The organism is Ruegeria meonggei, assembly GCF_900172215.1.
Taxonomy (GTDB): domain Bacteria; phylum Pseudomonadota; class Alphaproteobacteria; order Rhodobacterales; family Rhodobacteraceae; genus Ruegeria; species Ruegeria meonggei.
In genome coordinates this window covers 135,333-161,115 of the sequence record NZ_FWFP01000007.1, presented here as the reverse complement: position 1 = coordinate 161,115, position 25,783 = coordinate 135,333, and the positions used below count along the sequence as shown (strand labels likewise).

Annotated in this window: 25 protein-coding genes and 1 pseudogene; 16 read left to right on the top strand and 10 right to left on the bottom strand. The window is 53.0% G+C overall.

The genetic code is table 11. The annotated features are described in order from the left end of the window. The first annotated feature begins 4 nt into the window (after window positions 1-4). From RUM8411_RS13260 to kce, 5 genes are read left to right on the top strand one after another with little or no spacing between them, the layout of a single operon-like run. Window positions 5-733 carry an ABC transporter ATP-binding protein gene (locus RUM8411_RS13260; protein ID WP_085823196.1) on the top strand — a complete coding sequence of 243 codons (729 nt, stop codon included), beginning with the start codon at window positions 5-7 and terminating at the stop codon, window positions 731-733. Further along, window positions 726-1,433 carry an ABC transporter ATP-binding protein gene (locus RUM8411_RS13255; RefSeq protein WP_085823195.1) on the top strand — a complete coding sequence of 236 codons (708 nt, stop codon included), beginning with the start codon at window positions 726-728 and terminating at the stop codon, window positions 1,431-1,433. The genes RUM8411_RS13260 and RUM8411_RS13255 overlap by 8 nt, the downstream gene beginning before the upstream one ends. 1 nt (window position 1,434) lies before the next feature. Further along, a complete protein-coding gene (locus RUM8411_RS13250) occupies window positions 1,435-2,298 on the top strand; it encodes a branched-chain amino acid ABC transporter permease (RefSeq protein ID WP_085823194.1) in 864 nt (287 codons plus the stop codon). Beyond that, the gene (locus RUM8411_RS13245) at window positions 2,295-3,323 is read left to right on the top strand and encodes a branched-chain amino acid ABC transporter permease (protein WP_085823193.1); all 1,029 of its coding nucleotides are present in this window, start codon (window positions 2,295-2,297) and stop codon (window positions 3,321-3,323) included. The genes RUM8411_RS13250 and RUM8411_RS13245 overlap by 4 nt, the downstream gene beginning before the upstream one ends. A gap of 4 nt (window positions 3,324-3,327) precedes the next feature. Beyond that, window positions 3,328-4,266: a 3,5-dioxohexanoate:acetyl-CoA acetone transferase gene (gene kce / locus RUM8411_RS13240; RefSeq protein WP_085823192.1), complete on the top strand. Its 939-nt coding sequence runs from the start codon at window positions 3,328-3,330 to the stop codon at window positions 4,264-4,266. Window positions 4,267-4,781: 515 nt separating this feature from the next. On the opposite strand, the gene RUM8411_RS13235 is transcribed toward kce, so the two are convergent. Beyond that, window positions 4,782-5,462, bottom strand: coding sequence for a GntR family transcriptional regulator (locus tag RUM8411_RS13235; protein WP_159453900.1), 681 nt, complete (start codon window positions 5,460-5,462; stop codon window positions 4,782-4,784). 339 nt (window positions 5,463-5,801) lie between these two features. Between RUM8411_RS13235 and RUM8411_RS13230 the strand changes: the two genes are divergently transcribed. The 8 genes and pseudogenes from RUM8411_RS13230 to RUM8411_RS13195 all read left to right on the top strand — a co-directional run. Continuing rightward, the gene (locus RUM8411_RS13230; protein WP_234995225.1) at window positions 5,802-6,785 is read left to right on the top strand and encodes a TRAP transporter substrate-binding protein; all 984 of its coding nucleotides are present in this window, start codon (window positions 5,802-5,804) and stop codon (window positions 6,783-6,785) included. Between the two features lie 93 nt (window positions 6,786-6,878). Further along, window positions 6,879-7,373, top strand: a complete 495-nt coding sequence (locus RUM8411_RS13225; RefSeq protein ID WP_085823190.1) for a TRAP transporter small permease — start codon at window positions 6,879-6,881, stop codon at window positions 7,371-7,373. Then, entirely contained in the window at window positions 7,370-8,680 is a 1,311-nt protein-coding gene (locus RUM8411_RS13220) for a TRAP transporter large permease (protein ID WP_085823189.1), read from the top strand. Before RUM8411_RS13225 ends, RUM8411_RS13220 begins: the two co-directional genes overlap by 4 nt. A gap of 96 nt (window positions 8,681-8,776) precedes the next feature. Then, on the top strand, window positions 8,777-9,520 hold the full coding sequence (locus RUM8411_RS13215; RefSeq protein WP_085823188.1) for a 3-oxoacyl-ACP reductase family protein: 744 nt from the start codon (window positions 8,777-8,779) through the stop codon (window positions 9,518-9,520). Window positions 9,521-9,538: 18 nt separating this feature from the next. After that, window positions 9,539-9,850: a cupin domain-containing protein gene (locus RUM8411_RS13210; RefSeq protein ID WP_085823187.1), complete on the top strand. Its 312-nt coding sequence runs from the start codon at window positions 9,539-9,541 to the stop codon at window positions 9,848-9,850. Window positions 9,851-9,855: 5 nt separating this feature from the next. Continuing rightward, on the top strand, window positions 9,856-10,773 hold the full coding sequence (locus RUM8411_RS13205; protein ID WP_085823186.1) for a sugar kinase: 918 nt from the start codon (window positions 9,856-9,858) through the stop codon (window positions 10,771-10,773). 31 nt (window positions 10,774-10,804) lie between these two features. Beyond that, on the top strand, window positions 10,805-11,407 hold the full coding sequence (gene uxuA / locus RUM8411_RS13200; protein WP_159453899.1) for a mannonate dehydratase: 603 nt from the start codon (window positions 10,805-10,807) through the stop codon (window positions 11,405-11,407). A gap of 564 nt (window positions 11,408-11,971) precedes the next feature. Continuing rightward, window positions 11,972-12,193, top strand: a pseudogene (locus RUM8411_RS13195) (transposase); the annotation flags it as partial. 12 nt (window positions 12,194-12,205) lie between these two features. Here the strand turns inward: RUM8411_RS13195 and RUM8411_RS13190 are convergent. Next, window positions 12,206-12,760 (bottom strand): hypothetical protein, encoded by a 555-nt coding sequence (locus tag RUM8411_RS13190; RefSeq protein WP_085823183.1) that lies wholly within the window; start codon window positions 12,758-12,760, stop codon window positions 12,206-12,208. Between the two features lie 376 nt (window positions 12,761-13,136). Between RUM8411_RS13190 and RUM8411_RS13180 the strand changes: the two genes are divergently transcribed. Continuing rightward, entirely contained in the window at window positions 13,137-14,024 is an 888-nt protein-coding gene (locus tag RUM8411_RS13180; RefSeq protein WP_159453898.1) for a 50S ribosomal protein L11 methyltransferase, read from the top strand. On the opposite strand, the gene RUM8411_RS13175 is transcribed toward RUM8411_RS13180, so the two are convergent. Further along, window positions 14,016-14,804 (bottom strand): sulfotransferase, encoded by a 789-nt coding sequence (locus RUM8411_RS13175; protein WP_085823180.1) that lies wholly within the window; start codon window positions 14,802-14,804, stop codon window positions 14,016-14,018. The two genes, RUM8411_RS13180 and RUM8411_RS13175, sit on opposite strands and share 9 nt — an antisense overlap. Window positions 14,805-14,910: 106 nt before the next feature. Here RUM8411_RS13175 and RUM8411_RS13170 point away from each other — a divergent pair, with 106 nt between their 5' ends. Continuing rightward, entirely contained in the window at window positions 14,911-17,220 is a 2,310-nt protein-coding gene (locus RUM8411_RS13170; RefSeq protein WP_085823179.1) for a TOMM precursor leader peptide-binding protein, read from the top strand. Beyond that, window positions 17,217-18,269 carry a hypothetical protein gene (locus RUM8411_RS13165; RefSeq protein ID WP_085823178.1) on the top strand — a complete coding sequence of 351 codons (1,053 nt, stop codon included), beginning with the start codon at window positions 17,217-17,219 and terminating at the stop codon, window positions 18,267-18,269. The genes RUM8411_RS13170 and RUM8411_RS13165 overlap by 4 nt, the downstream gene beginning before the upstream one ends. 21 nt (window positions 18,270-18,290) lie before the next feature. Here RUM8411_RS13165 and RUM8411_RS13160 read toward each other — a convergent pair whose 3' ends face one another. From RUM8411_RS13160 to RUM8411_RS13130, 7 genes are all read right to left on the bottom strand, one after another. Continuing rightward, entirely contained in the window at window positions 18,291-19,160 is an 870-nt protein-coding gene (locus RUM8411_RS13160) for a phytanoyl-CoA dioxygenase family protein (protein ID WP_159453897.1), read from the bottom strand. Beyond that, the gene (locus RUM8411_RS13155) at window positions 19,153-20,022 is read right to left on the bottom strand and encodes a phytanoyl-CoA dioxygenase family protein (protein ID WP_085823176.1); all 870 of its coding nucleotides are present in this window, start codon (window positions 20,020-20,022) and stop codon (window positions 19,153-19,155) included. The genes RUM8411_RS13160 and RUM8411_RS13155 overlap by 8 nt, the downstream gene beginning before the upstream one ends. A gap of 56 nt (window positions 20,023-20,078) precedes the next feature. Next, window positions 20,079-20,348 (bottom strand): NHLP leader peptide family RiPP precursor, encoded by a 270-nt coding sequence (locus RUM8411_RS13150; RefSeq protein ID WP_085823175.1) that lies wholly within the window; start codon window positions 20,346-20,348, stop codon window positions 20,079-20,081. A gap of 118 nt (window positions 20,349-20,466) precedes the next feature. Next, the gene (locus tag RUM8411_RS13145; RefSeq protein WP_159453896.1) at window positions 20,467-21,840 is read right to left on the bottom strand and encodes an ATP-binding cassette domain-containing protein; all 1,374 of its coding nucleotides are present in this window, start codon (window positions 21,838-21,840) and stop codon (window positions 20,467-20,469) included. Between the two features lie 113 nt (window positions 21,841-21,953). Beyond that, on the bottom strand, window positions 21,954-23,951 hold the full coding sequence (locus RUM8411_RS13140) for a cysteine peptidase family C39 domain-containing protein (protein ID WP_159453895.1): 1,998 nt from the start codon (window positions 23,949-23,951) through the stop codon (window positions 21,954-21,956). Continuing rightward, on the bottom strand, window positions 23,948-25,246 hold the full coding sequence (locus RUM8411_RS13135; protein WP_143534899.1) for a SagB family peptide dehydrogenase: 1,299 nt from the start codon (window positions 25,244-25,246) through the stop codon (window positions 23,948-23,950). The genes RUM8411_RS13140 and RUM8411_RS13135 overlap by 4 nt, the downstream gene beginning before the upstream one ends. 63 nt (window positions 25,247-25,309) lie before the next feature. Then, complete coding sequence (locus tag RUM8411_RS13130) at window positions 25,310-25,777, bottom strand: hypothetical protein (RefSeq protein WP_085823171.1); 468 nt, start codon at window positions 25,775-25,777, stop codon at window positions 25,310-25,312. Between the last annotated feature and the right edge of the window lie 6 nt (window positions 25,778-25,783).

Below are 25,783 nucleotides of genomic sequence, written 5' to 3'. Positions count from 1 at the left end.
AAGCATGACAACAATCCTGAATCTCCAAGACCTGAGCAAAGCATTTGGCGCAGTCACTGTCGCCGATGCGCTGAACTATCAGGTCCAACAAGGTGAGGCGCTTGGGGTGATTGGCCCCAATGGCGCCGGTAAAACCTCGATGTTCAATCTGATTACAGGGACGCTGAAACCGAATTCCGGACGTATCGAGTTTGATGGTCAGAACGTCACCAAATGGAGCGCCGCAAGACGCAGCCATGCAGGGATCGCCCGTTCGTTTCAGGTCCCGCAGCCGTTTTCGGGCATGACCGTTTTCGAAAACGCCATGATCGCTGCCACGCAATCGGCTGGGCTGCGTGGGCACCAAGCTGAACGGTTTTGTCTGGTAGTACTGGATCAAACCGAGCTGCTGCCAAAGGCAAACGTTCTTGCAGGCAGCCTGACATTGCTGGAACGAAAACGCCTGGAACTGACACGCGCTCTTTGCGCCAAGCCAAGATTGCTGCTGCTGGACGAAATCGCCGGTGGGCTGACCGAAGCAGAGTGCAAATCACTGGTTCAAACCATCAAGGACATTCATGCCTCTGGCGTCACCATCATTTGGATCGAACACGTCGTGCATGCGCTGCTGGCTGTTGTGGACCGCCTGATCGTTATCGATTTCGGAAAGAAGATCGCCGAGGGCGAGCCGCAAACAATCATGGAAAGCACTGAAGTCAAAGAGATCTATCTGGGGATCGAAGCCGATGCCTGATCCAATTCTCCAGACACGCGATTTGAACTCTTACTACGGCGACTTCCAAGCGCTCTACGACGTTGAACTGGACGTGGGCGAGGGCGAAGTCCTTGCCATCATTGGTGCAAATGGTGCGGGAAAATCCACCTTGATGCGGTCCATCACAGGGTTGCTGACAAACGGACGGGGTCAGATCCACTACCGAGGGCAGGATATCAGCCGCCTTCGCGCGGACGAGGTTGCCGAACTTGGTCTGGCGATGGTTCCAGAGGGTCGTCAACTGTTTCCCTCTTTGTCAGTCAAAGAGAACCTGATGATAGGAGCTCAGGTTGGCCGCAAAGGCCCCTGGGATCTGAAAGCCGTCTACGATCTATTTCCGATCCTTGAAGAGCGAAAAGATCAGGCCTCTACTTCGCTCTCTGGCGGTCAACAGCAGATGGTTGCTATCGGGAGGGCTCTCATGGCCAATCCCGATCTGATCCTTTTTGACGAAGTTAGCCTCGGGCTGGCACCGATCATCATCAAGGACATCTACGAAGCGCTTCCCGGCATTATTGGCGAGGGTATGAGCGCGATCATCGTTGAACAGGACATCACCAAGGCACTGTCGGTCTCGAGCCGGGTCTTCTGCCTGCAAGAGGGACGCGTTTCGCTGGAGAGCGCGTCTGACACCGTTTCGCGCGAAGACATCTCGCGCGCTTATTTCGGGATCGAATAACATGGAATGGCTGAACGCTATCGTGCAGGGAACTCTACTCGGCGGGCTTTACGCTCTGTTCGCGGCAGGGTTGTCATTGATCTTTGGAGTCATGCGGCTGGTCAATATTGCCCACGGTGACCTGATTGTGCTGGCCGCATATCTCGGGCTGACGGTAACGACCGCGACGGGAATGCATCCGATGGCCGCGTTGGTGATAGTTGTTCCCGCAATGGCGTTGATCGGATATGCCCTTCAGCGCGGCCTTCTAAACCAAACTTTAGGCGACGATATTCTTCCGCCCTTGCTTGTCACCTTCGGCCTAAGCGTGATCATTCAGAACGGGTTGCTGGAGGTCTACACAGCCGATCCTCAAACACTGAATGCGGGTGCGCTGGAAACTGCAAGCGTCGCGGTCGGCGGGGTGTCACTTGGCATTCTACCCCTTCTCACCTTCGGGATCGCCATCGCTGTTATCTGGGGGTTGCAGTGGACCTTCTATCATACCGCTCTGGGGCGTGCGTTTCGTGCGGTTTCGGACAATCAGGACATCGCCCAGCTCATGGGTCTTAACCGTCGGCACATCTTTGGTCTGGCAATGGCTCTGGCACTGGGTGTGACGGCGATTGCCGGTATCCTGCTTGGTATTCGGACCAGCTTTGATCCCTCAATCGGCGGAGGGCGCCTGATCTTTGGCTTCGAGGCCGTCATTATCGGGGGGCTCGGCAACCTTTGGGGTACACTGGTTGGTGGCGTGATCCTTGGTGTTGCGCAAACAATCGGCGCCAAGATCGACCCGGGTTGGCAGGTGCTTGCTGGCCATATCGCCTTTCTTGTCATTCTTGCCGTTCGTCCGAACGGCCTCTTCCCGAGGGTTTCCGGATGAATCTGCAGGACTATTCTGTATCTCGATCATCAAAGGCAGCGCGAGTTGCTGCGATCCTTACCGCAATCGCTTTGCTTGTTTTGATCGCAGCGCCTTTATGGGCGGGTCGCGCCGATATGCGGCTGATGGGCGAGCTGTTTCTCTACCTGTCCCTCGCCACCCTTTGGAACCTGATGGCGGGTTACGCCGGTCTCGTCTCGGTTGGTCAGCAGGCCTATGTCGGCTTTGGCGGCTATATGCTCTTTGCGTTGACGATGTTGGGCGGGCTGCACCCGTTGGTTGCTATCGCAGCTGCAGGCGTGCTGGGGGCTTTGATCTCGATCCCGGTTGCCGTTCTGATCTTCAGGCTAAGGGGCGCTTATTTCGCCATAGGCACCTGGGTCATCGCCGAAGTCTTTCGGCTGAGCTTCGCACAAATCTCTGCGCTTGGCGGAGGATCAGGATCTTCGTTGCCCGTCGCCATCGTGAAATCCCTGGCGTCCGGTCGCTCGATGCGAGAGGCGTTGAGCTATTGGTTGGCGCTCGGCGCCGCTGTGCTGGTGGTGACAGCCGTCTATCTCTTCCTTCGCTCACGCCAAGGGTTGGCGTTGACGGCAATTCGCGACAACGAACTGGCAGCCGGTAGCTTGGGTATCGATATCTGGCGCACGAAGTTCATCGTGTACGTCGTCACCTCGGCATTCACGGCGATGATCGGTGCGCTCATCTTTTTGCAAAAGCTGCGCATATCACCGGATGCCGCGTTCAGCGTCAATGACTGGACCGCCTTTGTCATCTTCATCGTGGTGATCGGCGGCATCGGCACAATCGAAGGTCCGATTATCGGCACGCTTGTCTTCTTCGCCTTGCGCGAAACGCTGGCCGATCTTGGAACAACTTATCTGATCGTTCTCGGAGTCGTTGCGATTGTCGTCATGCTCAAGGCCCCCAAAGGCATTTGGGGCGTTATCCGCAGCCGCTATGACCTGCAACTTTTCCCGCTGGGCTACCGCGTGAAGCACATCGGACAATCCAAGGAAAACTGAACCCATGGCCCGACAGAAAAAGACCATAATCACCTGTGCCGTAACTGGTGCAATCCACACGCCGACAATGTCGGATGCATTGCCCTACACGTATGACGACATCGCACAGCAGGCGGTCGAAGCTGCCGAGGCCGGTGCTTCGATCCTGCACCTGCATGCGCGCAACCCCGAGAACGGCTCACCATCTGTCGACCCGAATGACTTCGCGCCTTTCCTGCCACGCATCAAACAAGCGACGGGTGCTGTCGTAAACCTGTCGACCGGTGGATCGCTGACATTGTCCATTCAGGACCGGATCAATCCGGCCAAGACCTTCAGCCCCGAGATGTGTTCGATGAACATGGGTTCTATGAACTTCTCGTTTCATCCATTGGCCAACAGGTATGGCGATGACGATTGGAAGTTTGATTGGGAGAAGGACTATGTCGCAAACTCCGACCAGAACATCTTTCGCAATACGTTCCGAGACATTCGCGAGGCAGCGAAAACTTTGGCCCCGCATGACATCAAATTCGAACACGAATGCTATGATGTCGGTCACTTGTACAACCTGAAGTTTTGTATGGATATCGGGCTATTCAAGGCACCCATTTTTATTCAGTTCATCTTTGGCATCCTCGGCGGCATCGGACCCGAAGCCGATAACCTTATCTTTATGAAACGCACCGCCGACCGGCTTTTCGGTGACGACTATCGGTGGTCAGTCTTGGGGGCTGGCGGGGCACAGATGTCGCTTGCAACCACGGCTAGCCAGATGGGCGGTAACATTCGCGTTGGCCTTGAAGACAGCCTGTTCATCTCTCGTGGAAAACTGGCCGAAAGCAACGCTCAACAAGTCGCTAAAATTCGACGTATCGTAGAGGACTTGGGCAGTCAGGTCGCGACCCCTGGTGAAGCAAGGGAAATCCTAGACTTAAAGGGAGGAGACCGCGTAGCCTTCTGAAGGAAGGATGACCAAAATCAACTCTCATCGATCAACATTTTTTGGTGTTTCCGAAAGCCCAAAAAGATAGAGCTATGCGATTGAAAGTTCTGACATTCAGTGCGCTACTGACAGGATTTACGGCCGTTCATAGTGGTTCATTTGATTTGCGACTGCTGCCTTGGGGATCATATCAGGTGTTCTTTGCACGCATGGTCAAAGGATGAATTCAGGCAGGGCTAGGTGATTGTGCTGGCTATACTCTGACGAGCTGACCACTCAGCCAGTGAACGCTTCACGCGGCAAGATCTGTGCTGCGAGCGCGCGCAGCGAGAAAATCAAATTCACAGGATAGGCTCGAAACAGACGTTCTTCGCGCAAAGGATCAATGACTGCTATCCGGCTATTGAAGTAATGTTTCGTTTGGTCCGCAGGGGAGCCGACCACTCAATCAGAGATCGCTTCACATAATACCAGCTGTACGTTGAACAGCTAAGTAGTAATGAACAAAAAATAGCGACTCGAAACGAAGCTACTTATTCATCAAAGTAGGCGTTGTGCGTCGTGTAGATTGCCTGGATCGTTGGAGTCAAACGCTCAAGATGCGTACGAAGGACTTGATCAGCTGCCTTTGTATCACCGTCAAAAAGATTCTTTAAGAGAGATTGGTGATCCACATACAAATCATCCATTGCCTTTTTGCTGGTCAGCGCGAGCATACAAAGGCGATCAACCTGCGCTTTGTTCTCGGCGATAATTTCAAACGCAAATTCTTGTTTGGCCGAGGCACAAAGTAATTTGTGAAACTGGTAATCCAGTTCATGAAACAAACTGACATCTTCCGCGGAAATTGCCTCCGCCTGTTTGCGAAGATTCGCTTTCAATGCCGCGTCTACCGACTTGTCGCGATCTAACGCGGCCGCGCGGATAACTTCCAGTTCGACGGCGGCACGTACGAAGCGGGCATTTGCGATAAGCTGCCGCGAGAATGGCCGAACAACAGTTGCGCGCTGCGGTCGTACCAATAGGAGATTGAGGTTGGCCAGCCGTGTGAATGCCTCTCGCACGGGTTGCCGTGAGAGCCCGAATGACTTTGCTACGTCCGTTTCGGATATCTTTGTCCCAGGGAGCAATTCCAACCGGGTGATTTGTCCAAACAGTTCGTCAAAGACGACATCGCTACTCGTTGTGCGCTCAAGGGTTCCCAATGCTGCCATTTTTTTGCTTTCCAAACCTCTGTTTGAAGGCATTGTGGCAGATCGAAGAGGAAATTGATAGATCATAGTTGGATACTAGACGACAATCTTTTCGCTGTTTTTAAATGAAAAACCTATACGTTTTTGAAAAACTGCCAATTTAAATGTTGACTAGTATCCCAGTTTTCGTGTTGTGTGCCATTAGCGAGAGCGGAGCAATCGTGCTAGCCGGGAGGAAATCAGACCATCCAGATTTGGGTGAGTGCTGATCTGGCATAGCCATTTGCAAGGTTTCGAATGCGATCACCAGTCACAGACGACTGGGCAAAATAAGATTTGAACCTGATCTGGGAGGATAGAATGTTCAATTTCTCGATGAAAACGTTGGCTGTAACAGCCGTTTTTCTTGGCGGAGCTTCGGTTGCGCAGGCTGATGTCACGCTTCGTGGCGCAAGCATGTTTGATGAAGAGCATGCCTTCACTAAAACTCTGCGGGAATTCGAACGACTGGTCGCTGAGAAATACGATGGCGAAGTCGATTTCGACCTGCGTCTGAACGGCGAGCTTGGCGTCGAATCCGACTACGTGACCTACCTTAATCAGGGTGTCGCGGTGGACTACACCATTCTGGCCCCTTCCAATATGGCCGTGTTTTCAGAGTCCATTCCATTGATGGATATGCCTTTCCTGTTCCGTGATCTAGAACATTGGGATGCGGTGCTTTCATCGGATGCGCTGAAGCCCCTTGAGGATGATCTGCGTGAAGCCGCGGGCATTGTGATTGTGGGTTATCACGGTGGCGGTGTGCGGAATCTGGCCTCTGCCGAGCCCATCACAAACATGGATGAACTTGCAGGACACCGTATGCGCGTCATGGGTGCCCCAATTCAGGCGCAGACGTTTTCTGCTGTTGGTGCGGCACCATCTGCCATCGCTTACAACGAAGTCTATAACGCAATCCAAACAGGCGTTATCGCCGGGTTCGAGAACGAAGCCGCCTCGATCCAAAACCTGAAGTTCTACGAAGTCGCGCCGCATGTTTCATTAACCCAGCACACGATCACTGTGCGCCCAATCGTGATGTCGGCGAAAATCTTCGATGAACTGCCTGCGGATCTGCAAGCTGCCATCATGGAAGCTGGTGCTGAAGCCGGTGCATTTGGTCGCGCGCTAGAGAGCGGTCAGGACGGTGAAAAACTTCAGGCAATGATCGACGCAGGTCAGATCGAAGTGCATGAGTTCGAGGGCCGCGAGAAAATGCTGGAATTGGTTCAGCCGGTCCAAGACGCCTATGCTGAAGAGCTGGGCGCGACAGAGCTGCTCAATAACGTTCGCGGAATGTAATCTCCCGGCTGACGGGCGGGTGAGTCTTCAAGCTCGCCTGTCGGCACAATTTCTGATGCGCTAGGCGCGTCACATCGCGGAGTAGGGCGGAACATGCTTGGAATATATCTGGATAAGTTCTGCGCTGGGCTTCGCATATTGCTTGGTGTGATGATGGGCACACTCGCCATTCCAGTCGCGATGCAGGTTGTCTCTCGCTACACCGGTTTGATCCCAACTTACCTTTGGACTGAAGAGTTGGCGACGTTCCTTTTCGTTTGGATTGTGATGATCGGGTCAATTGTCGCTGTCTGGGACGGTACGCATTTCGACGTTCGCATTACCCGGAATGCAATGAGACCGCTGCCACGTTTGCTTCAAGACGGCATTGTGCACGTTGCCATAATGATTTTTGGGGCGTTCTTCCTTTTATACGGCATCGAATACACCGAATTCGGGGGCAATCAGCGGTCCGTAATGATGCGCGCCAATCTTGCGATCACGCACATCTCGGTCCCGATTGCAGGAGGGTTTTGGTTTCTCTTGTCGGGTTACCGGTTGTCCGAAACCATCGCGAAATATTTAAACCGAGAGAGCAGCCAGACATGATCCTCGATACTGCAACTGCCGCCACGATGCTTATTGCTGGCTTTCTGGTGCTGATTTTCATCCGCATCCCAGTGGCATTCGCATTGGGTTTGGCGACCCTCCCGGTTGTGTTGCTTGAGCTGCGGCTGACCCCGTTCATCGTGCTGGATCGGATGTTCCAATCCTATAACTCGTTCATCCTGTTGGCCGTTCCATTCTTTCTATTGGCGGCCAACCTGATGAATTCCGGCAAAGTAACCGACCGGCTGATCGAATTGGCACGGGTGTTGACCGGCTGGATGCCTGGCGGATTGGGCCATGTGAATGTCGCTGTGTCGATGCTGTTTGCAGGCATCTCCGGATCTTCCACAGCAGATGCGGCGGGCATTGGGAAAATCCTGATCCCAGCCATGCAGAAAGAGGGATACGACACGCGGTTTGCCGTTGCTATCACGGCGTGCTCTTCGGTGATGGGGGTCATCATCCCACCATCGATTTTGATGATCGTCTGGGGCGGTGTCATGCAGGTCTCTGTCGGCGCGTTGTTTCTGGGCGGTGCGATTCCGGGCCTGATGATTGGCCTTGCCTTGATGGCCACGGTCTATGGCTTCGCAAAAGCCCGCAATTACCCGGTGACAGCGACGCCTAATTGGGGTGAGTTCTGGGCCGCTTGGAAAGGTGCCGCACTGGCTCTTTTGACGCCGGTCTTTGTGATTGGCGGTATCGTGGGCGGCCTCGTCACACCAACTGAAAGTGCAATCATCGCGGCGGGTTACGCGCTGATCCTGGGTATGTTTGTCTATCGGACGGTAACACCCAGAGATTTGGGCTTCATCCTCTACGATACGGCACGCTTTGCAGCCATTTCACTGTTTGCGATCGGCACTGCGTCGGCATTCGGCTGGCTACTGTCCTTCTACGATGCGCCGCGCCTGATTGTGAGTGTTTTGACCGCATGGGAATTCGGAGCTTTTGGAACAGCTATTTTGATTGCGCTGCTGTTTCTGCTCTTTGGCCTGTTCATCGACGCAATTCCGACAATCATCATTCTTGGCACGGTTCTGATGCCTGTGGCCCAAGCGGGTGGGGTTGATCCAATCGCTTTCGCCATCATTGGTATCGTCTCGCTTGCCTTTGGGCTTGTGACGCCGCCCTACGGCTTGTGTTTGCTGATCTCTGCAGCGATTGGCGGCCTAAACGTTGTGCAAGTCCTGCGAGAGGTTGTGCTCATCCTGGCCCCAATGCTGGTCATCCTCATTCTGTTGGCAGCATTTCCCGAAATCATCCTGTGGCTCCCGAAGACAGTTATGCCGGGGGCATTCCGTTAGTGGCGTCTCCAGTTGCGCTCTGAGCGTATTCCGGAGGCAGCCAAACTAGACCCATGACAAAAGCGAAGCTCGCGCTTTGCAATAGAAAGGATCGACATGAAACTTCCAGGTAAAACCGCCATCGTGACCGGAGGAGGCCGCGATATTGGCCGCGCCGTTGCGATCAAACTGGCCTCTGAAGGCGCGAATGTTGCAATCAACTATTTTTCCAGCTCGAACGGCGCGGAGGAAACCGTTGCGGCAATCGAAGCCAATGGCGGGAAAGCGATTGCCCTGCAGGGCGACCTGAACAAGAAGGCCGATGTCGACGCGCTGGTATTCCGCACTGTCGAAACTTTTGGCGGCGTTGACATTCTGGTCAACAACGCTGGCGGTCTGATTGCCCGCAAAACCATTGCGGAAATGTCTGTTGAGCATTGGGATGCCGTGATGACCCTGAATCTGACCAGCACATTCCTGATGACGCAGGCTTGCCTGTCCAGGATGACGTCAGGAACCATTGTCAATCTCGCCAGTCAGGCCGGGCGTGATGGCGGCGGGCCAGGTGCTGTGGCTTATGCTACGGCCAAGGGCGCGGTTATGACCATGACACGAGGCTTGGCAAAGGAAGTTGGCCCGGACATTCGAGTAAATGCGCTTTGTCCTGGTATGATAGACACCGATTTTCACAACATTCACACGCCTGATGCAGGCCGTCGCGGCTTTGAAGCCAACGCGCCGCTTAAGCGTCAAGGTCATGTGGATGATGCAGCGAATCTCGTTCTATTCCTGGCCTGCGAGGACAGTGCTTTCATCACGGGCGCAAATATTGATCTCAACGGTGGTATGCTGTTTTCATAATAGAAAAGGAGAGACCCGGTGTCCCATTTCCCGATCGTCTCGACCGGCGAAAACGTCACGCGGCAGGTCCTATCTGATCATTCGGACCTCATGGTTGTCGCCTTCCGGTTTCAGGCGACCGGAGCGATTGGTGCCCTGCACAGCCATCCGCATGTTCAGGCAACCTATGTCGAAAGCGGGCGATTTCGTTTCACACTTGGTGAACGCGAACAAGAGTTTGGCCCCGGTGACAGCTTTGTCATTCCGTCTGGCCAAACCCATGGCTGCATATGCCTGGAGCCCGGTACACTGGTCGACAGTTTCACACCCCGTCGCGACGATTTTCTGTAACTGACATGCGTTTCTTGGCAATCGGGGAGTGCATGGCAGAACTTGCCCCATCAGATCAGATCGGTGAGTTCAAGCTTGGTTTTGCAGGCGATACCTTCAACACAGCATGGTATCTTGCACAAGTCGCATCAGAAATCGACGTCAGCTATCTGACCGCTGTCGGAGACGACGCGATCTCACAGGACATGCGAACGTTCATGAAAGACAGCAGGATATCCGACACGCACGTCCAAGTCATCGCAGGCAAAACGGTTGGGCTATATCTCATCCATCTCAACAATGGTGAGCGCAGTTTTTCATATTGGCGCAACGACTCCGCAGCCAGACAACTCGCGGTCGACGAGATTGCACTTGGGCGGGCAGTTGGCGACGCAGACTTAATCTACTTGTCTGGAATAACCCTCGCCATTCTCGATCCACAATCACGCGAAAAGCTGTTTGATGCATTGCGTCATGCCAGAGCGTACGGAATGACCGTTGCTTTCGACACGAACCTGAGACCGCGGCTTTGGTCGACGCCGCAGGAAATGACAGACACGATTATGATAGCTGCGGCACAATCTGATCTCGTTCTGCCATCTTACGATGATGAAGCCGAGTGGTTCGGGGATCGCGATTCAATTGCAACGCTGAACCGATATGCTGAGATTGGTGTCGACCAGATAGTCGTCAAAAACAGCGCTCAGCCAGTGGTCTTTCAGAAAGATGGTCAACGCGGTGAGGTTGACGTTGATCCAGTGACAAGTGTTGTCGATACCACAGCTGCAGGGGACAGTTTCAATGCTGGCGTATTGGCAAGCGTATTAAGGCACGATGATTTAACTGACGGAATACGGCAAGGATGTCGCCTTGCAAGCCATGTCGTCCGCCACAAAGGCGCGCTCATTCCAGTCGATGTGAATCTCGGGGAAGATGAGGGGTGATGGTGGCCCTCTACGATCTAGGAGCAAGACCATGAAGCAGACCTGGCGGTGGTTTGGCCCTTCCGACGCTATTTCGATTGGCGAAATCAGGCAGACCGGCGCAACCGGCATCGTCTCAGCCTTGCACCACGTTCCAACAGGAGAGGCTTGGTCCGTCGATCACATCAAAGAGCGGCAGCAACAGATTGCACAGCCCGAAGGCGTCCCGTCTGGGATGACTTGGGATGTCGTTGAGAGTGTTCCGGTGTCAGAAGCAATCAAGTCTCAAACGGGCCCGATGAGGCAACACATTGAGGCCTACAAGACGAGTCTGCGTAGTTTGGCAGAATGCGGTATTCACACGGTCTGCTACAACTTCATGCCAGTGCTTGATTGGACGCGAACAGACCTGAGCTACCCGTTGCCGCATGGCGGGAATGCGATGCGGTTTGACCTTATTGATTTTGTTGTATTCGATTGTTTTATCCTATGCAGGAAGAGTGCGGAGCAAGACTATTCAGCCGAGATCTTGGAAACCACACGGGCCCGGTTTGCAGACCTCAACGATGCAGATCGTCAGATTTTATCGACTAACATCGTCGCAGGGTTGCCGGGAGCGAATGACAATTGGTCTCTCGAGGAAGTTAACCGTTAGTCAGTTTATGGAAAGTAGAACCTGATGAAATGAACAGGTTCTACATTTCCAACTGATCACAGCTCAAGGTGCGCGAGGCAGGTGGTTCTGTCCTGCGCGCTTAATTGAGTGGTTCAAGTCGCTAAAGATACGAAACGGCAGCGAATGTAGCTGTAAACCTTCATTTCGGATTGGCAGACAGTGTAAACCAGTCTCTTGAATCAATATCCCCGTTTTCGAACTCCAGGTTCGAAGGCGGACTTTGCTAGGTTGCGCTTAAACAGCAAATTTGTCCCGATTCTTGACTGTCTATACGGCGTGCAGTGAAAGTCGATTCATACCAGACCGGCCCTTGGTGCCAATCACGGCGAAGGTGTCAGTAGAGCCCAATGTGCGTGAGCTGCAAGCTGCGGCAATATCGGCTTCGGCGCTAAATTCCAGTCATATGATTGAAACCTCGGCATCTCTCGGCTCGCGCTCGGTTCCATTCGTGTCAGCCAAATCCTGAGGGCACGCAGACAAGCATATGATCAGATCGGCCAAAGCCGTGAGTTCAATAAAGTCGCCGGATCGGCTCACGGGCGGATGAGCGATCATCAGTGGCTGACCGACGAGCAGATGGCCGAGTTCGTCCCCTTTTTCCCGAAGCCGCACGGTAAGCCTCGGGTTGATGGAAAACGGGTGTTGATCAGGATTATCTTTAACAATCGAAATGGGTTACGATGTCGATATGCGCCCAAGGATTATGGTTCCTACAAGACGCTCTACAGCCGGTGGAAACGTTGGAGCGAGAAAGGTATCTTCGCATGAATCCTGAGCCTAGTCTGTGCTGCCAGTGGGTGCGGCGCCCAGGCCGCAATCGAGTGGGTCAACGCCAATCGTACAGTCATATGACTCCTGCAGTTGTCCGCCAAGATTATTTATCCATGAGTTGTCTATCACCATGTATGGCTGGTCGATAACCGTCGTTTTTTGCCCATTAATCAGTGTGTACTCAAATGTCAGCGTGTCCCCTTTCAACTTTGGATCCTGCAGCTCTACGATCAATGAAACAGGCTGTCCCTTCGACTGCCCGATCACGGCGGCATTTGGCGGATCCTCGGCGAAACTGTCCGCGCCGTTGTGCCATGACTGAACTAAATCTGTTAACGGGATTGTGGCGGCGGCATGGTGTGGTCGATCAGCGAACACGACAACTTGCCCATCGGCCCCATCAAGGACCAGCATTCCATCCTTCAAGGTCGCCGTGACGGCATGTTGTACGATCAAAAAGCTTTCAGGACCGGCCTTGTCATCGGCGGCTTGTACCGACGTGGCGGCCACAAATGAAGCGGCAGCTGCAACGGTTCCTAGATATTTGAATGGGTCTCTCATGTAGTTCTCCAATCGATGTCATTCATTTGTATCGCTTAGAAAATAATCTGCTAGCAGTATTTATTGGCCAGCGTGCGCATTAAATTGCGTTAACTTGCAACCCGCCTAAGGGCTTTTTCGGGTTCTGGCGCAAAATTTTTGAGGCTCTCTGTCTGAGATGATGCTCTTGCGGTGTCAGCTTCTCGAGTTTCAACTGGAGATCGCGAGCGATGGCGATTTCATCCCTATACGTTGTCAAGGATTTCGGTACCTGTGTTCTAACAGCTTTCATTTACCAGAGACTGTGTGCAAGTATCGGATTCAATTCTGAAAAACAGCATATCTGAACAAGGATTTCATGTTGCACGGCTACGATCAAATTGGGATGCACTTCAGAATGCTGAGCGACCGAATACGCATGGACACATTTCAGCGTGCGATTTTCAATGTCGTCAAACCTGGCGACGTCGTTTGCGATTTTGGAACCGGCAGCGGTGTGCTTGCTATGTTGGCGTGCCGGGCAGGTGCGAGCAAAGTTTATGCCATCGACCGCAGCAATTTCATCAAGACTGCCGCAGAACTTTGTAAAGCGAATGGATTTGAAGACCGGATTACTTTCCTTAGAACAGATGCACGAACGGCAGACTTGCCTGAGGCGGTGGATGTTCTGATATCCGAATGGCTTGGAAATGCGGCGTTGGAAGAGAACATGTTGCCGCCCCTGATTGGGTTGCGGGACAGAGTGCTAAAGCCTGAAGGTCTCATGCTGCCAGGAATTGTACGCATCATGGCGGCACCCGTGCGCGCATCAGAAAGATTTGAACAGATCACCTTCTTTTCTGAGTCGATCTGCGACCTGGATTTTCAGGGTCTCGCAAACCCGTCTGCACAAGAGAGGTTCTGGGCCCATATCAAGCCCGAAGAACTGATTGGCGAACCCCTACTTGTTACAGAATTGGATATGCGCACAGTCTCTAACGGGTCTTTGGCAGAAACGATCTCGCTACAGTTTTCTGAACAAGGCTTGTGCCATGGCATAGCCCTTTGGTTTGACGCCGAAGTATCGCCTGGTGTCAGCTTGCCAACAGGGCCACATGCGGCTCGAACCCATTGGAGACAGGTGGTCTTTCCAATCGGGCCAAGAGCAATCGAAGTTTTGCCCGGGCATCAAATGGAAGTGAAGATTTCAGCCCATGGCGCCGGCACGGATGTGGAGTGGTCGTGGTCAATCGGCGTCAAGACAGACATCACACAAGGTTTCCAATATACATTTTCATCAAGTTGAATTGGCTGTGTCCTGACTGGAAAATACGGTGTTCTGCCATGTTTGCCAAGTTTCCAAAGCATCGCCAGTGTCTATTTTAACATTGTACTTATTAAGGGCCGTCGGGTGATCTGGCTTGCGGTGCAAGTGGCTTTGGTCGGCAATCAGGTTTTTGGCAGATACACCAACAAACTGCGCCAGCTGAGGTAGCGAAGACGACAATCTGTCTGTCCGTAGAACCAGCCGCCGATCTACAGGTACCGTGTCAATCAGATGCGTATTCCGTTCCTGCCAATGAACTAAAAGACCTTTTGATATTTCCGGCAGTGCCTTGATCAACTGCTCCTCATCAAGAAACACCTCTGGCGAGAATGAACTCACTACCAGTTCCGCCTGCCGCTTGAACCGATCCGGGTAAGGTTGATCTGTTTGTGCAGTGTGAAAAACATCCCGCTGGATATGTGTGAGTACGGAATCCAGCCATTCGATCGGATGACGCAATACGATCAGGAAACGCGCGCCTGGGAAAAGGTCAACATACTGCTCTGCGAACCAGGCGTTGAAACTGGCGCTGTCGACCTCAAGTTGTCCTACGGCGTCGCGTGTAGCCAGATAGGCACGCACCTCGTTTTCGTTGAGTTCGCCGCTTTTGTAGGCGGAAAGCGCTTCGGTTGCTGCTTCGTGTTGAAACTCATGTGCTGCGCGGTAGTTTCCAAAAATGCCAGCAACGGATTTGGTTCCTGTTTTCTGTAAACTCAGGTTGATCAGTTGAAAGCGGCGCAGATATGAGAACCCAATCATATTGGGCAGATAGCGCTAGCGCGATTAGGTGGTTTTGTGATCTTTGACAATACGAAGCCTCGACGATTACCATGTAAAGAACACAAAAAAGCGGTCTGAAAGCAAGATGGATATAGCTGCCGGACGGAAAAACAATCCGTCGCCTGAGACCGAGCGAAATTCAGTACTGCGTATTCGTTCTCATCTGTCGTTTCACCAAACAGCGCCGGGGCAGATATTGGTGGTATCCGAAAACAAAACCCGAGTGCTGAACGGAAGAATTTTTTCGGACCTGCTGCCCAAAATTGATGGCCGGGCCTCTATTCGTGAAATCGTAGGGTCGCTCTCAGATCAGCACACGACCGAGCGTGTTCTGTTCGCGATCCGTCAGCTACACGACCAGGGCATCACGGATGATACCATTGGGTTGCTTGAGCCTCAAATTGCGGGTTTTTGGGATCGAGCTGAAATCAATGCAATCTCGGTCAACGCTGCGTTGAGGCAGAAAGTTGGTATCTTGTTGCTTGGCTCGCTTGAGCCTGAAGTTGGACGGATCGTAGTCAACGCTATGCGGGACAAGGGTATCGCGGCAGATCTGGTTTCGAATTTTGGTGAACACGATCTGACACTTGTTCTGACAGATTGCTACCTGCGACCGGAGTTAGACCTGCTGCATGCCGAGGCGCTGCGTCGTAGCACCCCATGGATGCTTGCAAAGCCGACCGGGTCAGAAGTCTGGATCGGGCCTTTGTTTGATGGAAGTTGCCAATCATGCTGGGATTGTCTGGCACAGTCATTGCGAGACAACGGGCGCGAGAAGCTCGCCGCCCGTGCGGGGTCAGAATTTAAGTTGCCTGGCGTGGTCAATGCTTGGATCGGTGATACCCAACAATCGGGCAGGTTGATCGCGACGCAAACTGTTTTGGCGATGGCATCAGATGGCAATCGAAAGCTGGCGGATCAGGTTCTTACGTTTGATGCCGTAACGCTTGAGGCCGGAAATCATCCGGTGCGGGCGCGCCGCAATTGTCGCACATGTGGCGAACCGCGAAAAAACACGGAAGATCATCAGCGAAGTAATGCTCTCGATGCGGCCTATATCGAACTAGTGTCCCGGCCTAGATCTCTCTTCGCCGAAGGTGGTCACCGGATTTGCAGCCCGGACGATACCTATCAACGATTGAGCCGCTTGATTAGCCCGATCAGCGGCATCATTCCGGCGGAGCCGGAATCTGTCGAACGGGGCGGTTATCATGTTGCGAAGTGCCGACAAGTCACCCCTTGGCGAGAGGATTCAACAGCACTGAATTTCGACGTGTCGTTGGGGGCAGGAGGCAAAGGCCCAACGCCTCGACAAGCCAGTACCGGGTGCCTTGCCGAAGCAGTGGAGCGTTATAGCGGAACATTTCGCGGCGATGAGCTTTTTATCCAGGCAAGTTTCGACGACCTGACCGAACAGGCGATACATCCCGATGTGATCCAGCAATACAGTCAGGCGCAGTATGCAAACAGAGACGCCAATGCAAAGAAAGCACCGTTCTGGATTCCGGAACCATTTGACGTAGCAAAAGATACGAAATGGACGGGCGTGTGGTCACTGACCAACCAACGTGCCGCTCTGCTGCCAACGGCAGTCTGCTATTATGATGTACCGGTCACGGGCCAGGATTTCTGTCTTGCCGACTCCAACGGGTGTGCTGCCGGGAATGTGCTGGAAGAGGCCATACTACACGGTCTTCTGGAATTGATCGAACGGGATGCACTGGCGATCTGGTGGTATAACCGCGTGCGTCGACCGGCATTTGACCTGTCACGCGTCAGCGATGTTGTTGGTGCACAAATCGATACACTTGCGGCTCACCTGCGCAGCGAAGGCCGCAATCTGTCCTTCATCGACCTTACCAACGATCTTCGAATTCCGGTTGTTGGAGCTGTTGCGTGGGACGCAGAAACGGGTGGTGCTGTTACTTTTGGGTTCGGCGCACATTTGGACGCGTCCATCGCCGCATCCCGCGCGGCCAGTGAATTGGTTCAATTGGATGTCTATTGCAGCGAGGCAGCGAATTCCCGCTTGGCGCTTCGCATTTCGCACGTCAAGAAATGGTTTGAGACAGCAACTATCACTGGTCATCCGTACTTGACCCCAGCTGAGAACGCGGTTCCAGCACCGTCTCCGGCGATGGGTGGCGGCAGGGAACTGAAAGCCGATGTTGAAGCGTTGGTATCCCATCTTGCGCGCTATGAAATCGAAGTATTGGCGGTTGATCTGACACGCGCAGATGTGGGTTTCCCGGTCGCCCGAGTTTTCGCACCCGGATTGCGGCATTACCACAATCGGTTCGCGCCGGGGCGGTTGTTCGACGTTCCGGTCACTCTGGGGTGGCAGGACCAGCCAACTGAAGAACGTGATCTCAACCCCGTGGTTTACTTTGCATGACAGCAGAGGATATACGCACCTACGCCCCTTACCTGGACTATGCGCTGAATCCGTTGCGCCCGGAGATCGCTGATGCGCGCGCGCTATCGCTAGCACATCGCCGTTTAGGGGAGGTGCAACTTGGACACTGGGTGCCACCACCGCTAGGGGTTGAGATACCCCTTGGAACATCTGATCCCGGCTTCGACCTGTCCGTCGGCTTTGCAACAGGTTTTGGGAATCGTAAGTTCTTTGATCGATGCCCAATGGCGCGGGCGGCGACTGAGCCGTGTTTGCCGAATGTGTTATCCGAGTTTGACAATATTTGGCTGGAGCATGACCTAATTGATCCGCAATCTAGTCGCGCCAGCATCTATTTCTCGCCCAGATTACTTGAAGGAGCCATAGCGAAAGCTGCGGACAGATTGACGCCGCATCAAATCACATCGATTTGCACCGCGGCAACGGTATTAAGCCCACATATGTCTGAAGGTTCTCGAAAGCGACTGACGGAAATGCTGTCTGCTTATTCTGATCCGCAGACTTATGTACTGTGCGGAGTAATGACGGGGCGGAAGGATGTCAGAGTTCGGTTGGTACTTCGTTTCGAGACTATTCAGGCTGCGGCTTCTTACTTCAGGGCCTTTGGCTTTGAAAGCCAAAGCAAAGGGCTTGTGTGGTTGGAGAATACATTTGGTTCGATGGTCGATCGGGTATTGGTGGGCTACGAGATTGGCAACGAAAATATCTTGGGAGTTGAGCTTTACGCCCCCGACGGCAACCTTCAACAAGGCAATGCGGACGACCTTTTACTTGAAACACTGGAACAGCAGGGACTGTGCCACCCGGAGAAACGCAAAGCGATCAGGTCGTTTCCTGGGCGTACGGCGATCTCTACAGGTCAGGAAAACTGGGCATACCTGGAAAAAAGGGATGGTCTGCGGCAAGGGGTAATACAGGTTCCCATCTGCGACAGGCAGTTCCATCATGTCAAAGTCACGTTGCTTGACGGTGAACCGGTTCAGGCCAAAGCGTATGCATCGGCCTTATTCAGGTGGTGGTTTCATTAGGTGCCATAGGACCAACTGCGGTTAACCGCGTTTGGGCAGCAATGGAAAATCATCGCCCTCAAACGGCATTAACGCATCTTGCCGGATCGGAAATGACGCGCCGGACTGTTTGCGCATGCGTTCGGCAATCAATTTGCCCGAAGGTGCAAGAACCGCATCTGGTGCAGCCCATCGACTGATATATCTGCGCACGGGCTGCATATACGGGTTGCCGTATGCACCGTGGATACAGAGGCTGTTGAAGATCAGGCAATCCCCGGGATCCATTGTCCAACGCATGATATCGTACTGGTCACGTTTCGCATCGATATCAGGCATTGGTTCGGGCGACGATCCATCGGGGTTCGAAATGTCTGTTTGGGCGGAATCGAATTCCGGTTGGAATTTCTCTTCATAAAACTGCTTGTGCCATAGGTGTGAGCCGCGAACGATCTCGAGGGATGCGCCCTCAGGCGTGGGGTCCAGTGGAACCCATATTGCAAAGCTCAACCCAAGAATGCCCCAATCCTGATGCCAGGGGGTACGGGTCAGCGTACCGGGATATTTTGCAATCCAGGAGTCGAATACAAACCGAGCCTGGGCAGAGCCAACACAATCCGCTGCGATCTGTGAAATATTTGACCCATGCAGGAATTCATCAAAATCGGGCGTATGGGATCGCACCCAAAAATCCATGACATAGCCGCCCAAATCACCAGGTCTGGTGAAACGAGTAAAGTATTCAGAGGGGTTGGACAGGTTGGTCTCAACTGCTTTTTGCAGGTATTCGATCCAGTCATGATCGATCACTTGCCGCAAACAAACGGCACCGTCTTCATTGAAGGCTTCAAGGTCGCGCGGCCTTAACTGAACCGGAGAGCGTTCAACGGTATCGGCGGCGATCTCAGGCATCGGCATTGGCCGGCAGAACGGGGAACATCGCGGTGTCAAACGGTTCCATTGCGCCCTGCAGTTTAGGGGCGCCAGTAGAAAGCTGCAGCAAGTGCTCGGCAATCCAATCCCCGTGGGGTGCCAGCAGTGCACCGGGTTCCATCCATCTGCAAGAATATCGGCGCACGGGCGTTGTGCTGTAATTGCCGGGTGCGCCGTGAACGCTGAGCGCGTTGACGATCAGACAATCGCCCGGCTCTACATCCCAGGAAATGATATCATATTCTGACCGGTGGCGATCAATATCCGGGATACGCTCAGGCTCACGCTGTCCGGGAGCCGCGCGTTTACCTTCAGCCTTTGCCGCAGCAATAACATCGTCAAAGCGTTCGCTGTGATAGTGGCGACCCCAGGCATGTGATCCGCGAACTATCTCCAGACTGGTGTCTTTGTTCATTGGATCAAGTGGGATCCAGATAATCAGGCTGCTGCCATGAATGCCGGTATCTTGATGCCAGGGCGTCCGCATCATGGTGCCGGGATATTTCGCAATCCATGAGTCGAACAGAAACTGAGCCTGATCGAGGCCCAGAAACCTGGCAGCGATCTTTGCGATCCCAGAATCGTCACAGAAAGTCCTGAACTCATCAAAATTATGCCGGACCCAAGTGTCTGTCACGTAACGGCCGAAATGGCCGGGACGGGTTCGGATGTTCTGGAATGGCGAAGGGTTTTCCAACCCTCGTTCAATTCCACAACCCAGAACATCGAGCCATTGGTCTGAAATGATCCCTCTGAGACAAACGGCACCGTCGGCATTGAAACTCTCGACGTCCTGCGCTGAGATTGACTGGACATCGAGACGGTCGTTCAACTTTGGCATAACGAATCCTCGAATTGGCACCGAGATGCCGAAATTAGATTAGTTTGTGGATCCGTTCAGCGGCACCAGGAATTCGCGCCATACACCTGATTGACGTCCCCTGCGCCGATCTCTGCCTCTAGCGGAGAGGATGGCAGCAGAAAATACTGTTTGGATTCGCTGTTCTCGAGGATTTCGATGTCGATATCGCCAGGGACTTCGACCTCGTATTCTTTAAGCACGGATTTCGGATCAGCTTTGAACTTTTCCTTGAAATCCTCATCGGACCAGCAGCGGGCGACTATCTGGCCCATTTTTATACCGTCGTCGCGTCCAAAATTGTTCATTTGCTGGTTCCTCCAAAGTGGTGTCAGCGAATACTGCTGGTTAAATCAAAGCGTAACACCACGACCTGCAAAACTGCAATCTATTGGCGAGTCTTCTAAGTAAAAATTAACTTCGACCTCAGGCTTTGATGATCATTCGGTTCGAAATCTTGAATATGGCATCTGCCGAGTTCAGCACGTTGATCGAGTTTGAGGTCACGATTAAAGTTTTTACCAAGGGTTTCACGCGAAGTATCAGCCTTGCGCGCTCCATGTCAGGCAGCGCTGACACTGGGTTGTCGAGGACAAGGATTGAGGGTCGCAGTGCAACCGCCGCGGTCAACGATAATAGCTGTCTCTGCGAATTGGACAGCATCGACCCGTTAAACCCTACATTGGTTCGCAATCCCAACGGAAAGGTTGCGATGTCATTTATAAATCCGGTTGCAGTCGCAGCGGCCAACACGCGTTGTTTTGGCAAAGTTCCATAGTTCGAGATGATCTGTTCGATGCTCATCTGCGCGAGCGGTGGATCATCAACCAAACCGTGCAGGTAGTTGTCAGGGAACTTTTGCTCAGCTTTGCGGGGCAATCCTGGATTTCCATACAGAATTTCCCCCTCACTCGGATCAAGAAGCCCCAGTAAAGTGCGACAGAGTGTGGTTTTCCCCGATCCAGATTCACCGCAAAACCCAATTAAGCTGTCTGGGGGTATGTCTAGATTGAGCCCCTTATAGACTGGATTTTTTTGACCCGGATAGGTGCTGGAGACATTGCGCAGCGAGACATAAGGCGTCAAAGGTTTTGGTTCAGCCGACGTGTTTTGGTTTGCAACTATCAACTTGGACAGTTCCGTAGATGCAGCAATTGCAGGACCTGTTACGAGCGAAGCAATCCCCAGCCCTATGACCCCGCTGGCTGTCAAAAACAACTCAGTGTTTGCGCCCGGGGCGCTTAAGTCGACCAAAAGTACCGATACACACCCTGCTACTCCTGCGTAGATCAGTGGAATTACGTCTACAGCGTTGGCACTGGATCTATTTCGTGAACCTAGCTTGGCAGAACTTGTGTGCCCCGTGGAAAGCCGGGACTGTAGCTCACGCGTACGCTGCAATGTTTCAGTCAACGCAAGTGTCTCAGCGGTTCGGCCAAAAGCAAATGAGCCCTGAGTAGCCCAAATAGCAAGGAAGAGGATACCGCAGATGCCTAACGCCAGCGGTAGCCCCGCCAAACTACCGAAATAAATCAAAATCAAAAAGGCTGTACCCGTCAATGCAACGGAGTAGGCAGAGATGAAGGTCATGCCCACACGAACACCTTCTTCATCCTCGTTGACCACTATCTTTTGTGCCCATCGGGTCAAATCACTTTGCTTGGAGTGTTCGCCGAAGTTCACAGTCGGTGCTGTCCTTGCTTCTAGTGCTTGCCGTTCAGAAAAGGAAACGGCAAGTTTAAGGCTAGCGACTGGCGCGATGAATGCCGTTAAGAGAATTGCTGCAGTGCCAAGTGACACGTCGTCCGAGGTCCCTTGATCCAGCCAGCCACCCAGACAGAAAGCCAAACAAGTCATGCTCAATGAGCAGGCAATCCCCAACGAACAGATCAGTGTTAAGTGACGAAAGGATCTCACGTTTTGGTACCAATTGCTGCCGTCAGAAGGGCGTCATACGATGCATATTCTTTCGGCGCGCCAAGCGACTTAAGCCTCCCACTTTTGAGTAGCTCGACACGGTCGCAAAGCCTCAGCAGAGGCCACTGGTTTGACAGGATCAGGCAGGTCACACCTCGTTTTCGCAAGGTTCGGATAATCTGCGCGAAATCTGCTGGAGCAATACAGGTCATCGCATTATCAAGAACCAGAAGATCAGGTTCTTGGGACAGGCAGTAGGCGATCGAAAGGCGCTGCCGCTCACCTCGGCTGATGGTTGCCATCAAGTCGTATAGCTCTGGAGGTCGTGACCCATCCCGATCTAGAAACTCGGAAATTCCAAATTCCTCGATCAAGTCGTCAGGAATATCTTCGATCGATCCCAACAGAACCGAATCTTCAGATAGATAACTGACGCGGGCTGGCTGTTTTGAAGATGTTTCGAAGGTAACGTGACCCTTGCTGGGAAGGTACTGATCTGCTGCCAGGCGGGCCAGACTGGTTTTGCCACTGGCCTTGGGGCCCGTTACGGCAACGATGTCGCGCAGCGCAAGGGACAGCGAAAGGCCGGACAAGATCGGCGGGGCATTCGGATCAAATCCAAAGGTCACATCCCGCATTTGCAGCCCTGCGTCCTTTGGCTTTTTTACCTCCGTGGGTTCTTGATGCCCGTAACCGAAGGAATAAGTACCGATTGTTTGAGCAATTGCGCGTTGTCGTGTTGGGTCGATCTGAGAAGACTGCCCAATGAAAACCAATACGCTTGCGGCTAGCAGGCTAAATGAACTCAAACCTAGCCATCCCACATATACATTGGCCTGATCAGATATCATTGAGACTGCGATCGCTAGTGCTCCCACAAGGCCCAGACAAACGCATTTAAGCATCTGTAAGTTGGAAAGTCGTTGAACTTCGCGAAATCTACGTTTTTGCCAATCGCAGAACGTCGATGTGAATGCCTTGTTGCGCAGCAGCAGCCGAAGTTCGTCTGTATTGGTAAAGATCTCAGAGAATTGTGCTCGAAGTCTTAGTAAGCCAGTGCTGGCAATGGCGGTCCGAGCCAAGTGTTTTTGTTGTGCAAATATCTTTAGTAATGCCAACAAAAGTACGATCACAAGGACCGATATCCAGGCCGAGTGTTCATGAACTATTCCGACAATCGCAATGGGCATTATTAGTCCGCAAGAAAGCCATCCAATGAAAGAAATGAGCCGGGTTTCGCGCAGCTTTGGCAAAAAGAAGCCGGATGGCATCAACTGCAGTAAATTCAAAGGCAAAACTGCAGTGTCTCCGGCTGCATCGGACGATTCTGAGACTTCTTTGGGGAGGATAATCCCCAAAACAGCCAAGGCAATGAACCCGGCAAAAGCCACGATCAGCCCGTTCCTCATCATAACAAGTGAAGGATCAATAAGGCCCGGTTTTGGTTGCATCCAGCCAATCAACCCAAATGCGAGTCCTATCAGCGACAACACTGCGGCAAAGGCAACTGGGCGAGACAGGCGACCCCAATGCCATGAGCGCGACCTATGCGAGGATAGTGTTACCTTGTCAGGGGAAAATTCGATCAGTCGCCCGGCAAATAAGTTGCCGAATTCCGATTTGGAAACCAAGCGCCTTCCTGACTGTGGGTCATTGATGGCAATCCGGTTCCCAATAGTACCTTCCAATACTACGAAATGACCGCCTCCCCAGAAGACAATTGACGGGCACGGGGCAGTTAACGCTTCCAAGGCGGAACATCGGCGGGCTGTTGCGTCAAGCCCGTGTGCCTTTGCGGCATTGAGTAACCCTGAAATGCTGGTTCCATCACGGGATGTCCCAGCCTCGTCAAATAGATCGAAATAGGCAGCTTCAATGCCGTAGTTTTTCAGGACCGTGGCCAGCGCCGCTGTTCCACAATCCAGCGCGGACAGTTGAGGAACAATTGGCGTTCGTCGTATCAGAGCATCCCTTGTATTGCGCCACCATTTCATTTTGGTAGTCCCAACGCGAATTCGACAACCGGCGATTCCTCGAACCACGACAGGCCTGTCACCCGCTGAAAGGGGCGTGGATCTCCTGTTCCGATGGCGCATCCACCGAGGTCTAGCTCTGTTGCGGTGTTGTACATTGCGTCTAGTGCGATGCCCGCGTTCAACAATGTTAGGCGGTATGCCATACCCCTATATTTCCAGGCGATTCTGGGCATCCGCGTCGCAAGCACTATCAATGCCGGTGGAACCTCAGCGGTAGCCCCCATTGACGAACCCGCATTTTGGAGCATCTCAGCAGCCGTATCGGCAGAGTCGGGAACGGCGTGCAACGTGTGTTCAAATCCGCAATATCGATATAGACCCTGTTCCAGACCTGACACGTTGCCAACGGCGATATACCACTCCAATTCATGAATACTGCCAGCGGCGGGGATCGGTTTGTACAACCGCTCCAAACCACCGGCGACGAAGCTCTCGTGGACTGCGCCCAGACGTTGCAAGAATGAAGATAGTAAGGGTAGGGGGATTGGGCTCGCTTGCCAAACACGACACGATCGCCTGCCATCAATAGCCAACTGGATTTTACCGCGAGCAGGAGTAAGCGCGTACGTTGTTCCGGTCGGCACCAAGCGCGCTTGCGGGGCCGGATATTGTTCTTGAAGGTCGGTGTTTTCGCCGACGATGGGCTCATCAAGTCCTCGGCGACTGCTGGAATGCAATATCGCATCGGCGAACGCCCAGCTTGCTCTTTCTACGGGTTCGTCAGCCAAACCGGGTTCCAGAAAACCGAACTGACCCAAAGCTACGAACAATGGCTCGTTTGCCTGCGCGCCATCCAATGGAGATGATAAATGCCAAATGTGCCTCAAAACCTCATCTGATCGCAGGGTCATGCGACAGGCAGTTTCGGGGCTAAGCAATACAAAATCGGCGCCGTCGCGTTTGACATAACTAAAGCGGGATAGTCTTTGGCCGGTGACATCATGTGGATCGCCAGGGCGGAATTCACTATTCAATGGTTCGAATGTGGCTAAGTCACACGAGTCTCCATCGAGCAGAACCCACTGAATCCAGCGTCGGGACCTGAATCGTTCTTTCAGATGCAAACAGACTGCAATCTGCTCAGGGTCGTCAACGGTCTCCCCGTTTTCGTTTTCGGCCAACCCGACCGTTGCCAGTGCTCGGCACATTTTCTCAAGGTTGGGAAACCCCCGAGGCAGACGAACCTCGCCGCCAGGACCCGTTACACGGTCATTGGCAAGATTCACACCTGTTCTGAAGCGCTCAATAATCAAAACTTAGGACATCAGTTCTGGCGACGGTTTCGAACATCCGCCGCAAAGTTCTGACAGAGCAAATCACTTGCGCTTGAGTGTGTATTTTCCTGCAGAATGATAAACGCCGGTTGTCACAAACCTAAGATCAATCTCATTTTCATCTACGATCGAGCCAACGGCAGAAAACTGACCAGAAGTTGTCATCATAAAACTGTCATCGTCCGTCATCACGGCAACGAAAGGAAGGGATACATTCTGTTGTTCATTGGATTCTGGATTGGTGAAAACGGCCTCCAGTGAACCGGCAAAGGTTTCACCATTCTGATCATTCACCATGAGTTTCTGGTCCGTATAGGCCTCGCTGTGGCTAAAATTGTTCTCCCAGTTGACGACCACCTCAACCTCGGTGCCAATCCATTCCCCCTTAAGATCTGGTGCTTCTGCATATGCATCGGATACTGAAACTGACAAGCACGCCAGGCAGGCAAACAACGCCATCGCCCGTGCCTTCAGCCATCCCTTACCAATTGGGTTCAATACACTTTGCATCTCTGG

Bases quoted from the DNA above. Each gene is read 5' to 3' on its own strand.
- RUM8411_RS13260 (WP_085823196.1), top strand. From the start codon at position 5: ATGACAACAATCCTGAATCTCCAAGACCTGAGCAAAGCATTTGGCGCA.
- RUM8411_RS13255 (WP_085823195.1), top strand. From the start codon at position 726: ATGCCTGATCCAATTCTCCAGACACGCGATTTGAACTCTTACTACGGC.
- RUM8411_RS13250 (WP_085823194.1), top strand. From the start codon at position 1,435: ATGGAATGGCTGAACGCTATCGTGCAGGGAACTCTACTCGGCGGGCTT.
- RUM8411_RS13245 (WP_085823193.1), top strand. From the start codon at position 2,295: ATGAATCTGCAGGACTATTCTGTATCTCGATCATCAAAGGCAGCGCGA.
- kce (WP_085823192.1), top strand. From the start codon at position 3,328: ATGGCCCGACAGAAAAAGACCATAATCACCTGTGCCGTAACTGGTGCA.
- RUM8411_RS13235 (WP_159453900.1), bottom strand. From the start codon at position 5,462: ATGGCAGCATTGGGAACCCTTGAGCGCACAACGAGTAGCGATGTCGTC.
- RUM8411_RS13230 (WP_234995225.1), top strand. From the start codon at position 5,802: ATGTTCAATTTCTCGATGAAAACGTTGGCTGTAACAGCCGTTTTTCTT.
- RUM8411_RS13225 (WP_085823190.1), top strand. From the start codon at position 6,879: ATGCTTGGAATATATCTGGATAAGTTCTGCGCTGGGCTTCGCATATTG.
- RUM8411_RS13220 (WP_085823189.1), top strand. From the start codon at position 7,370: ATGATCCTCGATACTGCAACTGCCGCCACGATGCTTATTGCTGGCTTT.
- RUM8411_RS13215 (WP_085823188.1), top strand. From the start codon at position 8,777: ATGAAACTTCCAGGTAAAACCGCCATCGTGACCGGAGGAGGCCGCGAT.
- RUM8411_RS13205 (WP_085823186.1), top strand. From the start codon at position 9,856: ATGCGTTTCTTGGCAATCGGGGAGTGCATGGCAGAACTTGCCCCATCA.
- uxuA (WP_159453899.1), top strand. From the start codon at position 10,805: ATGAAGCAGACCTGGCGGTGGTTTGGCCCTTCCGACGCTATTTCGATT.
- RUM8411_RS13190 (WP_085823183.1), bottom strand. From the start codon at position 12,760: ATGAGAGACCCATTCAAATATCTAGGAACCGTTGCAGCTGCCGCTTCA.
- RUM8411_RS13180 (WP_159453898.1), top strand. From the start codon at position 13,137: ATGCTGAGCGACCGAATACGCATGGACACATTTCAGCGTGCGATTTTC.
- RUM8411_RS13175 (WP_085823180.1), bottom strand. From the start codon at position 14,804: ATGATTGGGTTCTCATATCTGCGCCGCTTTCAACTGATCAACCTGAGT.
- RUM8411_RS13170 (WP_085823179.1), top strand. From the start codon at position 14,911: ATGGATATAGCTGCCGGACGGAAAAACAATCCGTCGCCTGAGACCGAG.
- RUM8411_RS13165 (WP_085823178.1), top strand. From the start codon at position 17,217: ATGACAGCAGAGGATATACGCACCTACGCCCCTTACCTGGACTATGCG.
- RUM8411_RS13160 (WP_159453897.1), bottom strand. From the start codon at position 19,160: ATGCCTGAGATCGCCGCCGATACCGTTGAACGCTCTCCGGTTCAGTTA.
- RUM8411_RS13155 (WP_085823176.1), bottom strand. From the start codon at position 20,022: ATGCCAAAGTTGAACGACCGTCTCGATGTCCAGTCAATCTCAGCGCAG.
- RUM8411_RS13150 (WP_085823175.1), bottom strand. From the start codon at position 20,348: ATGAACAATTTTGGACGCGACGACGGTATAAAAATGGGCCAGATAGTC.
- RUM8411_RS13140 (WP_159453895.1), bottom strand. From the start codon at position 23,951: ATGAAATGGTGGCGCAATACAAGGGATGCTCTGATACGACGAACGCCA.
- RUM8411_RS13130 (WP_085823171.1), bottom strand. From the start codon at position 25,777: ATGCAAAGTGTATTGAACCCAATTGGTAAGGGATGGCTGAAGGCACGG.